The following is a 19,269-nucleotide window of genomic DNA, read 5'->3' on the forward strand; positions in this document are numbered from 1 at the left end:
CAAATGATTGCAATCAAACTATCGTTATCCTATCCCCCACCTGATCACCACCGCAGCAATCCCTGCACCCACTAACGGAGCCACCACGGGGAGCCAGGCATATTTCCAATTCGACTTTCCTTTATTAGGAATCGGTAAAATAGAATGAATGATCCTTGGACCTAAGTCGCGTGCGGGATTGATCGCATAACCTGTGGTTCCTCCGAGAGAAAAGCCAATGGCCCAGACAAGGAGTCCCACAAATCCGGCTCCAGCGATTCCTTCGGCACCACCATTCAGCGGAGAGAAGATGGCGTGGATTCCTAAAATCAGAATAAAGGTTCCGAGTCCCTCACTGATCACATTGGAGACCGTGTTTTTGATCGCCGGTTCTGTAGAGAAGACCGCTAGAATCTTTCCAGAATCTTTGGTTTCTTTCCAATGGGGAAGGTAATGCAAATAAACGAGTGCGGCTCCGAGGGCGGCACCACCGATTTGTGCGAGGCTGTAAGGGAGGAAATTGGAAAAATCGCCGGATTGGATACATACAGAGAGTGTGACCGCCGGATTTAAGTGAGCTCCAGGACTTCCCAAGGCTTTAGCGACAAGAACGCCAAAACAAACAGCGAGAGCCCAAGCAGTAGTGATTGTGATCCAACCCGCATCTTTTGCCTTCGACTTTTCTAATAAAACACCCGCAACCACACCATCACCTAAATAAATAAGAACAGCCGTTCCAAAAAATTCACCAATCAGTTCCAAATTTGCCCCCTTTGGCATTTCGTAAGGACTTTATCTAAAGGGACATAGGACTTCCATCAACCCTTTTTGAACGGGCTTTCCTCCAATTTATTCTAGGATTTTCCGTTGAATCATAAATCGTGGGAAAATAGACCATGAAAAATAGCGCGCTTGAGTATCACTCTAGGTTTCCGAAAGGAAAAACCAAAGTAGTTCCGACAAAACCAACGGAGAACAGTTACGACCTGTCCTTGGCCTACTCACCGGGCGTCGCTTACCCTTGCCTCGAAATCGAAAAACAACCTGATCTCGTTTATGAATACACAAATCGAGGAAACTTAGTCGGAATCATCACCAATGGAACTGCTATTTTGGGTCTTGGCAATATTGGAGCTTCCGCGGGAAAACCAGTGATGGAAGGAAAGGCAGTTTTATTCAAAAAATTTGCCGGCATCGATGTGTTTGATATCGAAATTAATGAAACAGATCCTGAAAAATTTATCACTATCGTAAAGGCCCTCGAACCAACGTTTGGTGGGATCAACTTGGAAGACATCCGGGCTCCGGAATGTTTTCATATTGAAAAAACTTTAGATCAAAGTATGAAGATTCCTGTATTTCATGATGACCAACATGGAACAGCAATCATCTCTACTGCTGCACTACTCAATTCATTAGAACTTACTGGTAAAAAAGCTGGTAACTTAAAAGTGGTCATCAATGGAGCAGGCGCTGCTGCGATTTCCATTGCAGAGATGTTAACACATATTGGTGTCAAACATGAATCCATTTATATGTTGGATTCTCGCGGTGTGATCAATCACAAACGAACAAACTTACATGAATCTAAGTTACCATTCATTCGCAAAACAGATGCGGAAACTCTAGAAGATATCTTTCCAGGAACTGACCTTTTTATTGGAGTCTCTGTTGCCAATGTGGTGACAGAAGCTATGGTAAAGACAATGGCTGAAAAACCCATTATGTTTGCTCTTGCCAATCCCGATCCAGAAATTCCTTATCCGGATGCTAAACTTGCAAGACCAGATCTCATTATGGCAACAGGTCGCAGCGATTATCCTAACCAAGTGAATAACGTACTTGGATTTCCATTTATCTTTCGCGGGGCACTCGATGTTCGTGCGAAGGTAGTGAACATGGAGATGAAGTTAGCTGCCGCTTATGCCTTAAGTGAACTCACAAAACTTCCTGTTCCTACAGAAGTGAACGAAGCGTATAATGAATTAGAAATCCGATTTGGTGCCGATTACATCATTCCCAAACCTTTAGATTCACGTGTTCTTTACCATGTGGCACCCGCAGTGGCAGAAGCTGCTGTCAAAACAGGTGTGAACCAAGTAGAGTATCCGGGACGCGAAGCTTATATCAAGTTTTTGGAATCGATCATGGCCCAACAACAAGAACCTATCAGCGTTTTAGAAATCTAAATCCAACTTAACCCATCAAAGTACAACAATCCGTTCTCTTGCGAGGGGAAGGTTGTATTTTGATTTTGTATTCAAACTAGGTCTGGTTCTGATTTTGGCTGTGTTTTGCTAAATTTCCTTTCCCTTTCATTGAATTCCCATTTGTTTTGTTTCAACTCAATTCATTTTAATTGGAATCTATTGCATTCAGTTGGATTGGATTTTACTAGAGATCCAGCTATCCACTGCTAGTTGGCCACCGCCGGCAATCATTAAAATCACTGCCATTCCTATGGCGAGGAGATGGTATTCAAATCCTTCTCCTGGTTGTTGGTTGAACCAATTCATAAAAAATCCGTTTTTTCTTACGTAAATGGCAGCTCCGATCATGGTAATCCCAATCCCCAAAGAAGAGATCCTTGTGAAGAGTCCAAAAATTAAACCAAGGGCTCCGAAAGATTCGGCGATGATGACTAAAAATCCCACCACATAAGGAATCCCTTCTGATTTAAAAAAATCCAAAGTGGCCGAATACCCGTATCCGCCAAACATTCCGAATAACTTTTGTAATCCGTGGGGAAGGATCACTAAACCTAAAACGAGTCGCAATAAAGTAAGAAGCCAACTGGCTTCTGTGTAGAATAATTTTTCTAACATTCCATTCTCCTAAAATTCTGGTTTTATCTTACAGAAAAACCGGACTTTGGTAAATGGAGAGAATTGGATTTTTATGGTAGTTTTCGTTTGAGAAGCCGAAAGTTTTCTGGTGAGTTTGCGGTATGCGATTTGAAAAATTTACTAAAATAGGAATTGTCAACAAATCCTAAAGTCAAAGCAATTTGATTGATATTCAAATCGGAATGGAGTAAGAGTCGTTTGATTTCTAAAACCAATCTTTCTTGGATCACGGATTTTGCCGATTTTCCATACTCGTTTTGGCATAATTGATTCAAACTTCCAGTGGAGATTCCCATTTCTTTTGCATAATAAGAAGTTGTTTTTTGATCTTTGAAATTCTGTTCTAATAAACTAAAAAAATCCCATAACTTAGAATCCACTTTAGATGTTTCCGGATAGGTGGTCTGAAATTCATTTAAGGATTGTTGTAAGACCAATTGGATTAAAAGAAATACCATCGAAGGATTGGTTTGGGAATTTGTTTCAGTGAGTAATCTTTCAAAATCATTTCTTAATTGTTTTGAGTCGTGGATGGTCAACTTACAGTTTGGATTTCCCAATTGAAAGAAAGGATAGTTTTGAAAACTCGAGACCGATCCTCCCTGTTCCGAGAGATAGTCTGGATAAATCTTCAAAGCATAACCTTTCACCGGTTTAGAAAAAGTCCAGGAATGCACTTGGCCTGGCCTCAAGAAGAAAAGAGTATTCTCTTCAATCGTATGGGATTGGAAGTCAATGGAGTGAGTTCCTTTTCCTTCGGTGAAGTAAAACAAAGCATAATAAGAATGTCTATGGGAACTGGCAAAGGTTTGGAAATCATCTGGCAATTCTTCGAGCCTACCTACATAAAAATAAGGATGGGCCTTATCTTTTTGAATCTCTGTTAGGTGGATCATAGGAATGTTTTTTATTTCTGTGTGCATGGACCCATTTCCTATTTTCTGAAAGTTGTATTTTCCGATCCAAACCCGTAAATTAGCATATTCCCAAATCCGGCCGGAGGTGGTTTCCCCTGGAAATCTTTTTATGGAAACGAACCCCGGAACCGACTACGTAAAAAAAATCTGAAAAAATACAAAAAACAGGATAAAAAAGTTCTTGATAGATTTTGTGCAATGCACATAACTGTGTTGTGCATTGCACAAATAGGTGAAAACCAGGAGCTAAATTATGGAAAAACAAATCATGGACATTCTTAACGCAGGTATCGGACTTTTCCAATCAGGAAAAGAAGGTCTTGGAAAAGCGAAAACTGAGTTGGAAACAACTTATAATGAATTAGTATCCAAAGGTGCTTTGGATAACACGGAAGACTCTGTAAAGATTCGCCAATCCGTTGACAAAATCCTAACAGACATTAAAGAATTCTCTAGTGTTGCTGGAAAAAACTACGATGAAACTCGTTCTAAAATCGTAGAAAACTACAACAAAATTGCAGAAGAAATCAAAGCAAAAATGCCTGAAGGAAAAATCGAATCCGTAAAAGCAAAAATCAATGAAGTTGCGGAATCTATCAAAAAAACAGGTGCTGCAAAAGCATAAGTTTCTTTAAAGAAGAGGAGGTCGGAATCCCGACCTTTTCTCTTTTCTTTATCCATTATTCCTTTCTTACAATCCTCATTTAAAACATTCGAACTTCTAATTCTTACTAACCTCAATTCTCCCTCGATTTACTTTCCCTATTGACAGACCTTTCTTTTTGACTCATTCTGGAATCAATGTTTCGCTCCTATGTTTCATTCATTTTTATTTCTTTATTTTGTATCTCTTGTTCTCTGGCTGACCTACGTCCTCCCACCTTACAAAATGTAGGTTTGAATCCAGACTTAAAGAAGAAAGGATTGTCTGTGATTACAAGTCCTCCTGTAAAGGAACTCACACCAGGCAATTGGAAAGAATACAAACAAATCCAGTTTGTATTAAAGGATGTTTGGCATTCTAAGTTTTTTCGTTTTTTCACTCCTATCAAAGAATCAGAACAAAGACTTCGTGTGTATTTGGATTTTGAAAAAGATGCGATGGAAGTGGAATTTCTCGGTGGTGAAAAAAAAGGTCTGATCCTTGGTCTTGTCAAAAAAGATGCCTACCAAATTGCCGCTGACACCGGAAAGGTTTTTACTGGCGATGATGAAGTTCGTGTATATTTAGAATCTCTTCGGTTGTATTTAACACTGCCTTGGCGACTGACTGAGTTTCCCATCATTCAGTATGCGGGACCTGTCCAACAATTAGGTCAAGATTTTGAAGTCGTGTACTTTACATCCGTACAAACCAATGCCACTCCCGATACGGACCAATATGTTGGTTACTTTGAAAAAACAAGCGGTGCTTTGGAATGGATGGAGTTCACTTACCGCGAACTTTTTAGTTTTTACAAAGGTGTTTTAAAATACGGGTATTATGAAGTTTGGAACGACAAACAATACCCAAGAAGGATTAGCATCTTAGACAAGTTTGGTGATTCCGATTTCATTCACGAGATCCGCATCGAAAAGATAGAAATTCCGAAACAACCTATGGAAGAAGAGGATAAGGTTTTGGAACTACCGGAATAAGCGAAAGGGATCGTAGCGGAAATCCTGCGATGCAACAGTATGTTGCTTTGCAGATTGTAGCGGAGAGCCCGGTCCACCACCGTTCCGGTGGTGGATTCGCCCCCATCAAAGGAATGGAAAGGGTGAATTTGAAAACTGAAAAGTTTAAATAACCACTACCAAAGTTTGTTAGCAGTGGTTATTTTTTAATTCAATGTAAATCGAATGGGAACGAGGACTTTTACCGTAATGGCTTTTCCTTCTAAAATGGAAGGAGAAAATCGTTTTCTACGGTAAACTTTGATGGCTTCTTCTTCAAGTCCACCACCTAACTGCTTTCCTACGGATCTAACTCGTAAAACTTCTCCTGTATTTCCAATGATGACTTCTAAGGTCATGGTTCCTGTCACACCGAGTGCTTTGGCATCGGAAGTATATTCAGGGCGAACGTTGGGAGATAAGTCTACGGGTGAGGTAGCACCAGATACAATAGGATCAGATGCACCAGCAATTCTTGGGTCTTCTTTTTTATCTTCTTTTTCTTTGTCGGTAAGATCAAAGTCACCATCAGTTGGTTTCGAATCAGTGGATGGTTCTTGGATTTGGACATTGTCAATGAATGCCACTTCTTCCACGAGACTATCCAAACTATCCGTATCCAAATGCGGAGTGAACCAAAAGAGAATGATGACGGCTTGTAAAAAGGCAGATATAGCAAGACCAGTTTCGATTCGGTACCGATCGATAAATCGATGGATCCGATCTCGTTTAGATCTTCTTTGTTTAACAACTGTTCCGTTCACGTTACTTCCCTTTTAACCCGCCACCTTGGGTGGTCTTGGTAACGAGGGAAACCTTTAAGGCCCCTATCTCTCGAAGGGTTTCGAAAACACTATCTAATTCTTCGTATGTTAAATCTTGATCCGCATGAATCAAAACTTTCAAGTCAGGTGTCGTTGAAAGTTTTGCACGAATCTCACTCATGGCTTCGTTGAGTTCCATTTTTACTGAGTTGAAATAGACAGTTCTTTTTTCATCAGCAGTTAAGTAAAGATTGGCAATCTTTTTGTTTAACTGTTCTCCACCAGGAACATCTGGTAGATTGATGGGAAGGTCTGGATCCGAATCCAATACGGAGGTTACCATAAAGAACACGAGGAGTAAGAAGGCAATGTCTGCCATCGAACTTACGGGAACTGAAGGTGCGACTCTCTTTCTTCGTAACATATTATTTCTTCTTTCTCACTGAGATTTTTTCAAATCCACGTAGTTGAATTGCTGATAGTGCATCCAACATCTTTGCATATTTGGTATCACCGGTTGTAACAATGAGCGCTAGTTTGTTTTTAAGATCCGGGATTTCCATTTGGTTTAGGTCATCACGAAACTCTTGCAAATTAGTGTATTCTTTCGTTCCGAAAGCCGTGTTACGCATTTTGTATCTGTCTTGGGTGACCAAAATTTCATATACATTCTTTCGTAAAAACGGCTGAGGTTCGGATTGTTTGCGAGGAAGGGAAATGTTGAGTCCTTCCTTTACAAAGAATACGGCAGTTACCATAAAAAATACCAAGAGTAGAAAGGCAATATCCGACATAGATGCTGCCGATATCTCCTCTAGTTCTTGTTTTTTCTTTAACTTAATCATGGTTCGTTACTATCCGCTCGTTACGCTTTTTTACCGGCTTTGAGTTTTAAATATTCTTTGTAAATTTTGTTAGCAGCTTCTTCTACTTCAGAAGTAAAAAATCCCACTCGGCCTTGTAAGTATTGGTAGAATGTCATTGCAGGAATCGCAACGATAAGACCAGCAGCTGTTGTGATTAACGCTTCTTTAATACCACCAGCAACTACTTTTGCGTTTACTTGGTCAGCGTTAGCAATCGCATCAAAGGCGTTGATCATACCAGATACAGTTCCAAGGAATCCAACGAGAGGTGCAATGGTGGAAACAGCAGAAAGAACTGTAAGTCCTTTTTCTAGAAGTGTCATGACTTCACCTGCTTCTCTTTCAATACCGGATGCAAAGATCTCTGGATCGTTTTGAGAAACTTCCATACCATTTTTTAGAATGTCAGTAATCCGTTGGCCTTCGTTTGCTTTTAAGAATTCTTCCACACCATTCATACCAGATGCATCGATCGCATCTTGTAAGTCTTGGTTGAATCCTTTTCTTACTAATTTTGCAGTGAAGAAAAAGTAGATCCTTTCAAGAATCACTCCGAATGCAATGATCGAAGAAAGTAGGAGGGGCCACATAGACCATCCACCAGTAACAAATAAACTTATGAGTCCAATTTCGGATTCTTTTTGTGGGGCTTCCGCAGGCGCTTCTGCTACAGGAGCAGCTGTCTCTGTCGGAGTTTCCGTTGTTTGTGCGGTTTCAGCCGTTGGGGCAGCAGGTGCTGTTTGTGCTTCGAGTTTTCCTGCAAGAGTAAAGATTGTGATGAGTGCGATCACAAAAGACAAAGTGACTTTCGCTTTTGTCTGGTTACATGAGAATTTCATGAATGTCTCCATATCTAATTGATATGTTTCAAATTTAGAGTATCCTTGTTACAAATAGATTACAGCGGAATGACAAAGTTGGAAATTAGAAGGAGGAAAAGATCTCTTTCAGTTTGGGAATCCCTTCTAAAAATAAAGCAGGACCTGGTTGTAATATAATACTTGGATCCATCTCAAAGATTTTGTTTTTTTGTAAGGCCGTTGTCTCTTGCCATTCGGGTTTGCTTCGTACCCAGTCCCAGTCCATGGCTTTCCCACACCAAGAACCTACGTAGATATCTGGATTGGCATCTCTCACATCATCTGCTGTGATGATTCGGTCTTTGGCCAGTTTTCTGTCTTTTAGGTGTGAAAAACAATCCTCCCCACCGGCAAGTTCAATCGCTTCGCTCACCCATTGGATTCCTGTGATGATGGGTTCATCCCATTCTTGGAAAAAGATTTTGGGTTTGTAGGTTTTCTCTTCTGCTTCCCGTTTCCACTCCGAAATGCTCTTTTGCCATCCTTCAATCAGTGTTTTTGCTTTTTCGGCCTGACCTACCAGGTTTCCGAGCATTTGCATATTGGATAAAATCTCTGTTATGGATCTTTGGTTGAAGATAAGAACATTTAACCCGCGTTCAATGAGGTCTTTTGCAAGTTGGGATTGGATGTCGGAAAAACCAATCACAAGGTCTGGTTCGAGGGCTGTGATTTTTTTAAGATTTCCACTGATAAAAGCCGAAACTTTTGTTTTTTCGTCCTTAGCTTTTGGTGGTCGTTCCGTATAAACAGAAATTCCTACAATACGTTTCTCTTCACCTAACAGATATAGCATCTCTGTAGGTTCTTCGGTCAAACAGATGATTCGTTCTGGTCCCATGATTTATGTTTCCAAAAACTTACTGAGGTCAGTTTGTGAGCCAAATAAAACAACCACATCATCTTCGTGTAACACAGTGTTTCCATGAGGGATTCCTAAAATCCGTTCTCCTTTGGAATCGGAGGCTCTTTTGGCTTCTTTGTTTGTAATGGGACGTTTGACAGTGATTACATTGATATTGTATTTATGGCGTAAGTCAGCTTCCGCAATGGTTTTGCTGATATAACGTTTGGGGACGGTGACTTCCACGACGCTGTATTCATCGGATAATAAAAAACTAGAACGCATTCCCGAAAAGGATAAGGTCTCGGCCATACTCCTTGCGGCCCTTTCTTCTGGATTAAAAAGATCTTTGATTCCGAGTAATTCCAAAACCTTCATTTGTAAGGGGGTTTGGTAACGAGCGTAGATATTTTTGACTCCACATTTTTTCAAACTATCCGCACAGATGATGGAGGTTTCAAAATCATCGGCTAGGGCAATCACAGCATAGTCCACGTCGGCTATCCCTTGCGAGCGGAGTGCATGTTCATCGGTAGCATCGAGAGCCACGGCTATGGTCACAGAATCTTTGATAGAGTCGATGATCGCAGGATCTTTATCAATGGCGATGACTTCATGTCCGTCATCAAATAGATATTGAACAAACAACTTTCCAAAACTTCCAATGCCGATGACTGCTATTTTTTTTCTTTGCATACCGATTAACCTACAACCACATATTCTTTCGGATATTCATACGAGATATGATCTACTTTTTTAGAAAGAGCAACAAGTAGAGTCAAAATTCCAACCCTACCTACAAACATTATAATACAGATAATGATTTTACCGTAATCACTTAAATGAGGAGTGAGGCTACGAGTCAAACCAACGGTTCCAAAAGCGGATACCACTTCATAACACAAATCGATAAAGTTTGCATTTTCAGTGAGCAACAAACAAAAGATGGCCAAAAAAATCACAAACAAAGACAAAACGATGGTGGCACTGGCTCTTGCAATCGAAGAATTAGCAATCGTTCGGTGGTCTATCTCCATCCTTTCTTTCCCTCGGATTTGGTTGGTGATATTTAATAACGATATGGCAAAGGTAGTGGTTTTGATTCCTCCACCGGTAGAAACAGGAGAGGCTCCCACCCACATCAGGAAAAAAGAAATAAAGGTGATGGGTAAACCCATTTGGCTTAACTCTAAGGTATTGAATCCAGCAGTTCTTGTGGTTACGGAATAAAATAAAGAATGAAAAATTTGTTCTGAAGTTGTGAGGCCTTTTAAAGTATAATCTCCTTCTAAAAAATAATAGGAACCCCAGCCGAATAACAAAAGAAAACCGGTAGTCCAGAATACTAATTTAGAAGTCACAGACCAGCGGAATTTATAATCGAAAGGATTGGAAAGCCTAGTTCGGATTTGAAATAAAACAGGAAACCCGAGTCCCCCAATCACAATCAGAAACATAATCACAGATAAAAATCCTTCGGAATGTTTGAAGGCTTCTGTTGTGAGTCCACTTGGCATCAAACTAAAACCAGCATTACAAAAAGCAGAAATGGAATGGAAAATAGAATAATAAATTTTATCGGAGAGTGCAATTGGAAAATTTTCAGGAAAACTATAAAATAATAACAAAGCCCCGATGGATTCAATGACAAGTGTTTGGATCGTGATTTGTTTTAAAACTTCTTTGGCACGGCCCATGGTTTCTTCCGAAAGAAGATCTTTGACCATCATTGTATCGCTCACCGAACCTTTCCCCGTAAGGAAGATAGAAAAAAAACTCGTTAAAGTCATAAGACCGAGTCCACCCACTTGGATGAGAAGTAAAACCACGAGTTGGCCTGTGAGAGTGAATTGACTCGATAAATCCACAGTAGAAAGTCCTGTCACACAAGTGGCGCTAATGGTGGTGAATACGAGATCGATTGATTTGACAGCACTCGTTGTTGACTTTGGAAAATGTAAAAAACAAACGCCGAGTAAAATGATAAAAGCGAAAGACAATACAAAGAGAATGGAAGGGTTTAATTTTTTAGAATCTTGTTTTCTGGAAAGGCGAAAGAAATGGGCGAGATTGGAAAAAAGAAACAGAACTTGGTTGGCTGATAAAAAGATGAGTGTGGTGTCTTCCGCCGAGATATGGTATGATTTTAAAATCGCAACGATATCCTGTTCATAAATGAATTCCAGGCCTAACATCAATAAGATGATGAGCTCTATTTTGTGGAGAGAAACATATTCTTTCCATCTTTTGTTTGTGAATAACAAATGGATGGATTCGTATAAAATAAAAAATGTGACAAGGGAACGAATGGAAAGAGCTACGTAAGGTTTCCATGTTTCTGGATAGTAGAATCCAAAATCTAAAATCAAAATGGCAACTGATAAAAACCCAAACAAAATATAGAATAGCCTTCCTATCAAACGAAGGTATTCCATATAGAAATTTCGAATTTCAAATCTTTGAGTTTGTAGATAAAGAAAAATGTGGTGGAGAAAAACGAAGAATCGTTTGAACTTCAAGGGTAAACTTCAGCGACCTGTTTTTTCTTTTCGCGGTGTTCTTCTAATCTTTGTCTATCCAAATAGACATTGGTTCCAGAAAGACCAGTGGTTCCTGTGATCATAATCCCACTAGCGAGTGCTGATTTCTGTAGAGCCGGAGCAAGAAGAGCAACTCCGCCAGCGGAAGCAATCAAAGCAAATGGCAAAGTCAAAAAGAAAATAATATAAGCCCTTCGAAATTTAGTTTCTTCGTAAACGGCTTCTTCGTCAAATTCTTCTTTTTGTTTTTTCTTTAACTCTTGTTTGATTCTACTTTTTTGTAATTGGTTTTGAAGTGCTTGTTCGTTAATTTCTCCTGTCAGAGGATTGATGGGAGAGTTTTGTAAATTGGTCAAACTATAAGGATTGGATGCGTTCTGACTGGAGTTGGAGGAAGTCCTAGAGTTGAGTAAGGCACCTGCCCCTGGAATGGAATCAATCCCGCTATATTGTGTTTTTGCACTTTTCGGTGTGGCGAGAGCTGGTGTTTCGAACTTAGGAGGAAGTGTCACATCCTGCAAAACATTGGATTCTGGATCCGACTTAGGAAGGTTCTTTAAGTCGTAATTATTTGTGTCATAAAATCCCTCTTTGGTTTGGCCAAGCAGTGGCCCCATCACCAAAGAGATCATAATCATCGGCACAAATATCCGGGAAAAAATCCGCATACATTCCAGTTTACCTAATCCATGTCAGGGTCAATCCAATTCACGACCGGAAAGTTTGGTGGAACGATAGGAAAATGACTTTTCTCGGATGGACTCTAAATCTTTTTCGGAAACTCCTGCTGTGTGCGCATGCCCATACTCTTCTGTCATGGTCGTTCCAAAAAGCCCTGGGTCATCAGAGCCGATGGTGATCTTTAAATCATTCTGCAGGAATCTTGTGATGGGATGGTCAATATGAGATTCTAACATTCCAATGTATAAATTGGAAGAGGGACAACATTCAATGACAGCTTCTGTTTTTGCCAGAGTAGACATAACATAGTTTTGAAAGGTATGTAAGTATTGGGACTGTGTTTCATCAAAAGGAAGTTTGAGAAGTTCGGAATCTGGTTTGGTCTTTAGTTCTTTTCGTTTCAGTTCGAGTTCTTCTTTCGAATAGAACGCACCAAAGCTGGTGATTTCGTCGTAAGATTCCAATTCACATTCGACTTGGTCTTTGGCTTCGGATACAAGTTCTGTCCTTTCATCACCTAAAAAATAATCGGAGTCAATGCCAAGAGCCAAAGCATGACCGAGCCGGTGTGCACCATTCCTTGCCGATTCTAAAACCCAACGCACAGCGGAGAAGGGAGTTTTGTCTCGAAAACTTTCTCCTACATGATAGAGAATGGAAAGAGCAGTGTCGGAACCCGCTTTGTTGTCTTTGATCACAGATTGGAAAAAACTTTTTTTATCTTTAGGTGGATGTCCTTCTTCGATATGACAGAAATCAATTCCCACAAGGCCATTGCGAATCGCAGATTCTTTCTCCATCCAATTTTTCATCCAATCGTAATGTTTTTCGAAATTTAAATCTCTATGGAGAGACATCACGAGTTTTCCTTGGATGGATTTCCCTTCTTTTTTGGCAGATTCTTCTCCTTTCGAGAGTCCTTCCAAACATGCCATCAGTTTTGTATAAAAACTTTCTTTTGGTTCTTCTTTTCCAAACATCAAACGATATTCGGCATAACTAATATCTTCTAAACTATTCGAAAGTACAACATCGTGAGTGACTTCAGTGATTTCTCTTTCATCAAACTTCACTAAGGCGATGATGAGATTGAACTTTGCTTGGAAATGTAAAAAGGGAGCCTTTTCTCTAAAATGATAGAGTTTGGAAAAATCTTTTTGATCTGCATAATCTTCGAAAAACGTCGAAGGTCGGATTTTTATACCATATGCTTTTTCGTAGGAATCCAAATATAGATGCCAACGAGGTTCGGGGTTATTTTTTCCAATTCGGAACAAAGTTTCAGGGGGTAAACATCCATAAAGGTGGTTGTGTAGATCGCAATACATATAAGAATGACAAAACTATGCTTCACAAAATTAGACGCATCTTGAAGCCAACTCGATTGAATCAGAAAATTCTTGGATTAGCAATCCCTGTTTTTTTTGGAATGATCAGTTATACTGCCATCATGGTTGCAGACACTGCTATGGTGGGAAAATTGGGAGAGGTTCCTCTCGCCGCAGTTGGATTTGGAGGAATGGTTTATTTCTCTATTTTCGCCTTCCTTATGGGTGGATCCATGGCGGTTCAAATCATCGTTGCACGTCGATTTGGCGAAAAAAATGAGAGAGGGGTCGGAATCACCCTAATCAATTCTGTCTATTTGTCCTTAGTTTTAGGATCTTTATTGTCCTATTTTGGATTTATTTATGCCCCACAGTTTATGGGTTGGATCGGTGATGATCCACAAGTGATCGAAGTGGCTGGTGTGTATCTATCGTATCGATTTTTAGGAACTGTTTTATTCTTCGTGGGATTCGCCTTACGTGGATTTTTCGATGGAATTGGAATTGTACAAGTGGGTATGATCTCTTCCATTTTAGCGGCAGTCTCAAATATCTTTTTAAATTGGTTACTGATTTTTGGAAACTGGGGATTCCCAGCTTGGGGAGTCAAAGGGGCTGCGGTTGCTTCTAGTTTGTCTTCTATCCCAGCACTTCTCATTGTATTATTTTATTTTTTCCGCAAAGATGTAATCAAATTCTTTCAATACGAAATTTTTGCACCGAGTTTTGCCATCATCAAAGAACTTTGTATGGTTGGTTTTGCACCAGCTCTCGAAGGAACACTGGTTAACTTTGCATTTTCTGGATTTTATAAAATTGCAGGAATGATCAGCACCACCACTCTCGCATCAGCCAGTGTGGTCCTAACATGCCTTAGTTTGTCTTTTATGCCTGGTTTTTCTTTTGGAATTGCAGCCACTACCATTCTTGGCCAATCCATGGGACAAGGTAAATTGCGTTTGGCTTATGAAGGAACTATGCGTTCTGCAACCTTCTCGGCCATCGTTATGGGAAGTATGGGACTTTTCTTTATCATCTCTGGGCCTTGGCTCATTGGATTATTTACAGATGTTCCTGCGGTGATCAAGGAAGCCTACCCGGCACTTTGTATTGTAGCTCTCATTCAAGTAGGGGATGCCTACCATATGGTGATTGGATCTGCCCTTCGTAGCGCGGGGATGATGTATTATGTGATGTTTATTTATCTCATTGTATCCTTCATTGTCATGTTGCCATTGGCTTATCTACTCGGGATAGTCCTAGCTTGGGGAACGATTGGAATCTGGTCGGCATTTTTTATTTGGATTTTACTCATGGCAGTGCTTTTTGTCAGAAAATTTCGTAAGAAGGAGTGGGTAAGTATACGAATTTAATAGAGTGAGGGGAAAATGAAAAGAACTGAATTAGAACGACAGGCCATACAGAAATTTTTAAAGTCTGTGGAGTTGTTCAAAAAACTTCCCCCCTCGGTTTTGTTACGACTCGCTAATAACGTCCAAGAAAAATTAATCCGAAGTCACGAAGCTCTCTACTACAAAGGAGAGTCTTCGGAGTCCATCTACATTATTCGTTACGGTGAAATCCTTCTCGAAAATGTCGGTGGTCAAAGTCATGTTTATGTGGGTACCGGCCAAGTGTTAGCTGAGAACTCACTCATCTCCAGCTCCAACCATTCTACTTCCGCCATTGCTGTGATCGATTCCTTAGTTTATGTTTTGAGCGGAAAATTATTTTTACAGTTAGCCTCCCAAGAAAAGATCTTTGCCCAAAATATCATTCAGATGATGGGATCTCGAATGAGAGAAAACTTAGACAGATCCAGTCACAGTCATAAAGATAGTTCGATCGGCTTACGTAGGTTATGTGTTCATGTTCCCTTAGAACCAGAATACCACTTTGGTGAAAAAGTAAATTCCTTCTTAGATGAATATGGTGAAGTCACTAAAAAACTATCCACTGCCATTCCGATATCTACTTTCAAGGGAATGGACCCCACTCAAATTTCAGAATACCTCACTAACGTCAGAAATAAAACTCCATTACTCCATATTTACTTTGATGAATCCACATCGAGAATGGATTTACATTACCTTGTAGTTCAATCCGACTTCTTAGTTTTCTGGGAAGATGAACCAGAAAAGTTTTACAAAGAAAAAGAAGAAATCATTCATTTTTGGAAAAGCCGGATCAGAAACTTTGAAGGCCGTGCCATCCGTATGATGGAAAGCGGAGTTCGTAAAAGTTATCTTCCACAAGACCAAGCTCTCAAAAACTTTTATCAGAAAGATACTTTGGCAAGGTATTTGGTCTCCAAAACTAGAGGGTTGGCATTAGGTGGTGGTGGAGCCAGAGCACTTGCCCATGTGGGACTTCTTAAAGTTTTACATAGAGAAGGAATTCATTTTGATTTTGTTTCTGGTGCTTCTATGGGTGCTGTGATTGCAGCTTTATATGCCAGAAAAAACACTCCTGAAGAAATTGAAGAAATGGTAAAAAATTTCTTTGGTGGATTAGAAAGTGCATTCGATCCCACTTTGCCAGTTGTTGCTTTCTTTAAAGGAAAAAGAATGAAACGGATGTTAAAGAAAGGATTTGGTGACCAACGCATCGAAGAACTTCCCCTTCCTTTTGCTACATCAGCCGTTGATTTACAAACAGGAAAAGAACATATCTTTGACCAAGGTCCGATTACGGAAGCATTGACAAGTGCCATGAGTTTGCCTGGTGCTTTTCCTCCTTACCAACTCGGCGAAAAATTGTTAGTTGATGGCGGAATGATCAATAATGTCCCAGAAAATCTAATTCGAACCAAAGGTGCCGATGTAGTCATGGGAATCAATGTATCTCCTATGCAAGAAATTGTACCGGTGAAACTTTTTGAAGACCGTAATACGACTGAAAAAGGATTCTTTCGTTATATTTGGGACACTCTCAAATACCCACCCATCTTACAAATTATGACAAGAACGATTACTTTGGAAGGAAGAGAGATCACAAGACTCAAACGCCCCAAACTAGATCTTTTTGTTCACTTTCATTTGGAAGAATTTCAGTTATTTGATTTTGCTCGTTACCAAGAAATCATTGATAAAGGCGAACAGGAAGCTGAAGCCAACTTAGCAGAGATCAAACAGTTATTTTCTTAAGTAAAATCATAGATCCATACCATCGGCTTCGGAATGGTATGATTGTCATAAAACGAATTTGTTTGAATTTGTATTTTTCGAAATAGATTCAGCGGAAGACAAAGTTCCTAGTATTTCCATCTAACAGAGTTTATATGCTACTGTAAGATGGAAATCTAAACTTTAAGTTCTTATTAAGTTTTACAGCGAAGAAAGAATCTCTTTCTTTTTGGCTTCAAATTCCTCGGCGTTGATGAGGCCTTGGTCGAGTAACCCTTTCAATTTTGCAATCCGAGCTGCTGGATCATTGGCTGCTGGTGCCGCCCCACCTTGCTGCTGACCTCCGCCTTGGTTCATCATATTGCCCATCATTTGGCCCATATTCATCCCCATTCCCATGCCCATACCGGCACCCATAGCACCGCCACCTTGGCCTTCGTTTTCTGCGGCCGCTTGTCCGATATCGAACATTTTCTTTTGTTGGTATTTGTCTCCCAGCATATCGATTTCAAATTTATCGGTAATGATTTTTTGAATGCGTTGGTAGTTCGGATCGTTTTGATCAAAGTTCACCGAAGATACGTTAAACTCAGTTAAATCAATTCCATACTTTTCAAATTCGGGAGCGAGTTTGACTCTTCCGGCTGTGGAACTTTCATCTCGATACTTATTAATTTCCACAACAGAAGTATTGTTGTTTAAGATGACTTCTGAAATAAAATCGCCAATCCCACGGACAATGTTTGGTTTTAAAAATTCATCAATGGATTCGTTTGTGGTGCGATTTCCCCCTTTGACAACATTGATTAAAAATGCTTTGGAATCTTTAATTCTAAATTTGTAATCCCCAAAGGCACGGATGTTGAGGACAATTTTGTATTTGGGATCTTCTAAAGGAATGGGAGTGTTGGTTCCCCATTTCATCGCAAAGATGGCTTTGTTTACATAATAAACTTCTGCAGTGAAGGGAGTTTTTCCACCAAACGGAAGATTGACGAGAGCCTCGAGGATAGGAATATTCCCTGTCTTTAAGGTATGAGTTCCTGGTCCAAAAGTGTCCAAAGCCTTTCCTTCTTTAAAAAAGATGGCTTCTTGGCTTTCGTCGACTACCAGCTGTCCTGCGGTACTGATTTCATCAGAGGGATACTTCCAAACGATTTCATTCGGGCTTCCTTCAAATTTTATTCTATCTATTAGTGCCATGTTTATTTCCTTATCCTATTTTTTTAAAAAGATTGAGTTTCTTGCTTCAAACTGTGTTTCGAAATTCAAAAACAATTTGTTTATGGATTCGATTGCTGCTTCGGGGTTTGAGGCAAACGAAGTGGGAAGAGTTTCTAAAATTTCTTTTTGGAGTTCTCCGGCTTTCGTTAACATACCAAAGTCATGGTTCAGTAAATTTTCCAATTCTTCTTGTGTAGCTTTAACACCAGTTCCAAGCCCATTCAGTCCATAACCTGCCGAGTTCACTTTCATAATGATTCGATCCAGTAACGTAGTTGCTGGATTGGTTTTTCCGATATTTTGGATTTGGGCTTTCGCAACAAAACCTTCTTCTAGTTTACGAAAACTTTCTTTGAAGGATGTGAGAATGCCTCCCAGTTCTTTTCGAATGAGAAGGTCTGTTTTTTCAAACTCTTGGTTGGCCAGGGCTTCTTCGAATAGTTTTGTTTCTTTTAAGAACTTACGAATCGGGTCTTGTTCGTTCTTAAAACGTTCTAATGTTGTTTTTAACCAAGTTTGGTCCATTTTATTCCTCTGTCGTAGCGTCTTCTAACGTTTGTATGGTGTCACATGTGATGTAATTAAAGATTACACTTTTTTCTGATTGGTAAAGGGCTTTGGCTGGAAGTGATTTCCACTTGGGTTGGTCAAATTCACAGTCATGTTTTTCTCCTTTGGTTTCGCCACTGGACTCCGTAAAATAAACCATATACTTTTCTGTTTTGGCTCCGAGACGTTCGCAACCAAGGGAAGTGCTTGCACATTCGCGGATTTGTGGCGTGGGCCAATAAGGTTCTTGTGTGGTTCCAAATCCTTTGGCCACAGCGTTGCGATCAAAAGCCCACTTATCAATCCGATAACTGCAATGGTCATCATAGACTGGTTCTTGTCTGTATTTGGTGGAACAACTTTCACTTTCGGAAAAAGTTCCGTCCCCACGATCCGAACGAACTGTATGACAATCCTCTCCATCCGGAATGCTATTATAACTTCTGATTTGACGGCTTCTGGACACACTGTACGCACCCAATGGCATGGAGTCACACCATTCGGATTCGGAGACAGGTTTGAATTGGTCGATGGCAATGGAGCGAGACCATTCATGATGGGTGATTTGGAGTTCTACTTTTTCTGTCCATAAAACTCCGAGACAAACAAATCCAATTCCACCAAATACGATAGAGCCGAGTAACCACAGCACCCACTTCGGTGTTTTGGGATGGGGTTTGATGAATTCAGAATTTTCGAAGGCTAAGTCTTCTTTTGCTTTTTGGACAGAGTCTTCGGTAAGTCCATCTTGGTCGGATCTGAGTTTTACGTTTTGTGCCCCATCCAGAGAACCACCGCAGTTTCCACAGAAAGTAGCTTTGGCGCCATTGGCAGTTTGGCAAAAAGGACAAGTTTTGTCCGCACCGTAGTAAATATGATCCTGGACGGCGACTTTATCCGCATCATTGGGAAAGTATCTACGGGCCGGATCTTGAGTGGCTCCGCAATTGGGACAATGCCTATGAGTTTTACCGAGTAGTTTTTTTGAACCGCAGAATTCGCAGTCCCAAAGCATTTCATAGATTTTTTCTTCTGCCATCGCAACCAAGGTTTATCCGCAAAAAATTGACTTTTGCAAGAAAAATATTTT

At 40.2% G+C, this 19,269-nt stretch carries 21 protein-coding genes; 6 read left to right on the forward strand and 15 right to left on the reverse strand.

The window, feature by feature from the left end; translation table 11 throughout:
* Positions 1 to 24: 24 nt before the first annotated feature.
* Positions 25 to 741, reverse strand: a complete 717-nt coding sequence (locus JWG41_RS06855; protein ID WP_205269189.1) for an MIP/aquaporin family protein — start codon at positions 739 to 741, stop codon at positions 25 to 27.
* Positions 742 to 875: 134 nt separating this feature from the next.
* Here JWG41_RS06855 and JWG41_RS06860 point away from each other — a divergent pair, with 134 nt between their 5' ends.
* Positions 876 to 2,168, forward strand: coding sequence for a malic enzyme-like NAD(P)-binding protein (locus tag JWG41_RS06860; RefSeq protein WP_205269190.1), 1,293 nt, complete (start codon positions 876 to 878; stop codon positions 2,166 to 2,168).
* A 186-nt stretch (positions 2,169 to 2,354) separates the two neighbouring features.
* Here the strand turns inward: JWG41_RS06860 and JWG41_RS06865 are convergent, their stop codons facing one another.
* Positions 2,355 to 2,804, reverse strand: a complete 450-nt coding sequence (locus JWG41_RS06865; protein ID WP_205269191.1) for a DoxX family protein — start codon at positions 2,802 to 2,804, stop codon at positions 2,355 to 2,357.
* A gap of 71 nt (positions 2,805 to 2,875) precedes the next feature.
* The gene (locus tag JWG41_RS06870; RefSeq protein WP_205269192.1) at positions 2,876 to 3,748 is read right to left on the reverse strand and encodes a helix-turn-helix domain-containing protein; all 873 of its coding nucleotides are present in this window, start codon (positions 3,746 to 3,748) and stop codon (positions 2,876 to 2,878) included.
* Positions 3,749 to 3,995: 247 nt separating this feature from the next.
* On the opposite strand from JWG41_RS06870, the gene JWG41_RS06875 reads away from it, so the two are divergent.
* From JWG41_RS06875 to JWG41_RS21130, 3 genes are all read left to right on the forward strand, one after another.
* Positions 3,996 to 4,367, forward strand: a complete 372-nt coding sequence (locus JWG41_RS06875) for a phasin-related domain-containing protein (protein WP_205269193.1) — start codon at positions 3,996 to 3,998, stop codon at positions 4,365 to 4,367.
* Positions 4,368 to 4,543: 176 nt separating this feature from the next.
* Positions 4,544 to 5,380 carry an LBF_0142 family lipoprotein gene (locus tag JWG41_RS06880; RefSeq protein ID WP_205269194.1) on the forward strand — a complete coding sequence of 279 codons (837 nt, stop codon included), beginning with the start codon at positions 4,544 to 4,546 and terminating at the stop codon, positions 5,378 to 5,380.
* Between the two features lie 29 nt (positions 5,381 to 5,409).
* Positions 5,410 to 5,532 carry a hypothetical protein gene (locus tag JWG41_RS21130; RefSeq protein WP_269750426.1) on the forward strand — a complete coding sequence of 41 codons (123 nt, stop codon included), beginning with the start codon at positions 5,410 to 5,412 and terminating at the stop codon, positions 5,530 to 5,532.
* 33 nt (positions 5,533 to 5,565) lie between these two features.
* Here the strand turns inward: JWG41_RS21130 and JWG41_RS06885 are convergent, their stop codons facing one another.
* The 9 genes from JWG41_RS06885 to JWG41_RS06925 form a co-directional block, all read right to left on the reverse strand.
* The gene (locus JWG41_RS06885; protein ID WP_205269195.1) at positions 5,566 to 6,162 is read right to left on the reverse strand and encodes an energy transducer TonB; all 597 of its coding nucleotides are present in this window, start codon (positions 6,160 to 6,162) and stop codon (positions 5,566 to 5,568) included.
* A gap of 1 nt (position 6,163) precedes the next feature.
* Complete coding sequence (locus tag JWG41_RS06890; RefSeq protein ID WP_002972391.1) at positions 6,164 to 6,586, reverse strand: ExbD/TolR family protein; 423 nt, start codon at positions 6,584 to 6,586, stop codon at positions 6,164 to 6,166.
* Position 6,587: 1 nt separating this feature from the next.
* Positions 6,588 to 7,007, reverse strand: a complete 420-nt coding sequence (locus JWG41_RS06895; protein ID WP_205269196.1) for an ExbD/TolR family protein — start codon at positions 7,005 to 7,007, stop codon at positions 6,588 to 6,590.
* Between the two features lie 20 nt (positions 7,008 to 7,027).
* Positions 7,028 to 7,867, reverse strand: coding sequence for a MotA/TolQ/ExbB proton channel family protein (locus JWG41_RS06900; RefSeq protein ID WP_205269197.1), 840 nt, complete (start codon positions 7,865 to 7,867; stop codon positions 7,028 to 7,030).
* An 85-nt stretch (positions 7,868 to 7,952) separates the two neighbouring features.
* A complete protein-coding gene (locus tag JWG41_RS06905; protein ID WP_205269273.1) occupies positions 7,953 to 8,732 on the reverse strand; it encodes a cobalamin-binding protein in 780 nt (259 codons plus the stop codon).
* Positions 8,733 to 9,428, reverse strand: a complete 696-nt coding sequence (locus tag JWG41_RS06910) for a potassium channel family protein (RefSeq protein ID WP_205269198.1) — start codon at positions 9,426 to 9,428, stop codon at positions 8,733 to 8,735.
* Positions 9,429 to 9,433: 5 nt separating this feature from the next.
* A complete protein-coding gene (locus JWG41_RS06915) occupies positions 9,434 to 11,251 on the reverse strand; it encodes a TrkH family potassium uptake protein (protein ID WP_205269199.1) in 1,818 nt (605 codons plus the stop codon).
* Entirely contained in the window at positions 11,248 to 11,940 is a 693-nt protein-coding gene (locus tag JWG41_RS06920; protein ID WP_205269200.1) for a hypothetical protein, read from the reverse strand. The genes JWG41_RS06915 and JWG41_RS06920 overlap by 4 nt, the downstream gene beginning before the upstream one ends.
* A 30-nt stretch (positions 11,941 to 11,970) precedes the next feature.
* The gene (locus JWG41_RS06925; protein WP_205269201.1) at positions 11,971 to 13,281 is read right to left on the reverse strand and encodes an amidohydrolase family protein; all 1,311 of its coding nucleotides are present in this window, start codon (positions 13,279 to 13,281) and stop codon (positions 11,971 to 11,973) included.
* Positions 13,282 to 13,337: 56 nt separating this feature from the next.
* On the opposite strand from JWG41_RS06925, the gene JWG41_RS06930 reads away from it, so the two are divergent.
* Both JWG41_RS06930 and JWG41_RS06935 read left to right on the forward strand, forming a co-directional pair.
* Positions 13,338 to 14,654: an MATE family efflux transporter gene (locus JWG41_RS06930; RefSeq protein WP_232373814.1), complete on the forward strand. Its 1,317-nt coding sequence runs from the start codon at positions 13,338 to 13,340 to the stop codon at positions 14,652 to 14,654.
* Positions 14,655 to 14,669: 15 nt separating this feature from the next.
* Positions 14,670 to 16,427: a patatin-like phospholipase family protein gene (locus JWG41_RS06935; RefSeq protein WP_205269203.1), complete on the forward strand. Its 1,758-nt coding sequence runs from the start codon at positions 14,670 to 14,672 to the stop codon at positions 16,425 to 16,427.
* A gap of 180 nt (positions 16,428 to 16,607) precedes the next feature.
* Here the strand turns inward: JWG41_RS06935 and JWG41_RS06940 are convergent, their stop codons facing one another.
* Genes JWG41_RS06940 through JWG41_RS06950 form a run of 3 tightly spaced genes read right to left on the reverse strand, consistent with a single transcriptional unit; the run spans position 16,608 to position 19,227 of the window.
* Positions 16,608 to 17,609 carry an SPFH domain-containing protein gene (locus JWG41_RS06940; RefSeq protein ID WP_205269204.1) on the reverse strand — a complete coding sequence of 334 codons (1,002 nt, stop codon included), beginning with the start codon at positions 17,607 to 17,609 and terminating at the stop codon, positions 16,608 to 16,610.
* 15 nt (positions 17,610 to 17,624) lie between these two features.
* Positions 17,625 to 18,155 carry an LIMLP_15305 family protein gene (locus tag JWG41_RS06945; RefSeq protein ID WP_205269205.1) on the reverse strand — a complete coding sequence of 177 codons (531 nt, stop codon included), beginning with the start codon at positions 18,153 to 18,155 and terminating at the stop codon, positions 17,625 to 17,627.
* 1 nt (position 18,156) lies between these two features.
* The gene (locus tag JWG41_RS06950) at positions 18,157 to 19,227 is read right to left on the reverse strand and encodes a zinc ribbon domain-containing protein (protein WP_205269206.1); all 1,071 of its coding nucleotides are present in this window, start codon (positions 19,225 to 19,227) and stop codon (positions 18,157 to 18,159) included.
* Positions 19,228 to 19,269 lie beyond the last annotated feature (42 nt).

The sequence above is a fragment of the Leptospira chreensis genome, assembly GCF_016919165.1.
Classification (GTDB): domain Bacteria; phylum Spirochaetota; class Leptospiria; order Leptospirales; family Leptospiraceae; genus Leptospira_A; species Leptospira_A chreensis.

Excerpts from the sequence above, each read along its gene's own strand:
- JWG41_RS06945 (WP_205269205.1), bottom strand. The coding sequence starts at position 18,155 with ATGGACCAAACTTGGTTAAAAACAACATTAGAACGTTTTAAGAACGAA.
- JWG41_RS21130 (WP_269750426.1), top strand. The coding sequence starts at position 5,410 with ATGCAACAGTATGTTGCTTTGCAGATTGTAGCGGAGAGCCCGGTCCAC.
- JWG41_RS06860 (WP_205269190.1), top strand. The coding sequence starts at position 876 with ATGAAAAATAGCGCGCTTGAGTATCACTCTAGGTTTCCGAAAGGAAAA.
- JWG41_RS06880 (WP_205269194.1), top strand. The coding sequence starts at position 4,544 with ATGTTTCGCTCCTATGTTTCATTCATTTTTATTTCTTTATTTTGTATC.
- JWG41_RS06870 (WP_205269192.1), bottom strand. The coding sequence starts at position 3,748 with ATGCACACAGAAATAAAAAACATTCCTATGATCCACCTAACAGAGATT.
- JWG41_RS06865 (WP_205269191.1), bottom strand. The coding sequence starts at position 2,804 with ATGTTAGAAAAATTATTCTACACAGAAGCCAGTTGGCTTCTTACTTTA.
- JWG41_RS06875 (WP_205269193.1), top strand. The coding sequence starts at position 3,996 with ATGGAAAAACAAATCATGGACATTCTTAACGCAGGTATCGGACTTTTC.
- JWG41_RS06895 (WP_205269196.1), bottom strand. The coding sequence starts at position 7,007 with ATGATTAAGTTAAAGAAAAAACAAGAACTAGAGGAGATATCGGCAGCA.
- JWG41_RS06910 (WP_205269198.1), bottom strand. The coding sequence starts at position 9,428 with ATGCAAAGAAAAAAAATAGCAGTCATCGGCATTGGAAGTTTTGGAAAG.
- JWG41_RS06925 (WP_205269201.1), bottom strand. The coding sequence starts at position 13,281 with ATGTATTGCGATCTACACAACCACCTTTATGGATGTTTACCCCCTGAA.
- JWG41_RS06935 (WP_205269203.1), top strand. The coding sequence starts at position 14,670 with ATGAAAAGAACTGAATTAGAACGACAGGCCATACAGAAATTTTTAAAG.
- JWG41_RS06920 (WP_205269200.1), bottom strand. The coding sequence starts at position 11,940 with ATGCGGATTTTTTCCCGGATATTTGTGCCGATGATTATGATCTCTTTG.
- JWG41_RS06940 (WP_205269204.1), bottom strand. The coding sequence starts at position 17,609 with ATGGCACTAATAGATAGAATAAAATTTGAAGGAAGCCCGAATGAAATC.
- JWG41_RS06900 (WP_205269197.1), bottom strand. The coding sequence starts at position 7,867 with ATGAAATTCTCATGTAACCAGACAAAAGCGAAAGTCACTTTGTCTTTT.
- JWG41_RS06890 (WP_002972391.1), bottom strand. The coding sequence starts at position 6,586 with ATGTTACGAAGAAAGAGAGTCGCACCTTCAGTTCCCGTAAGTTCGATG.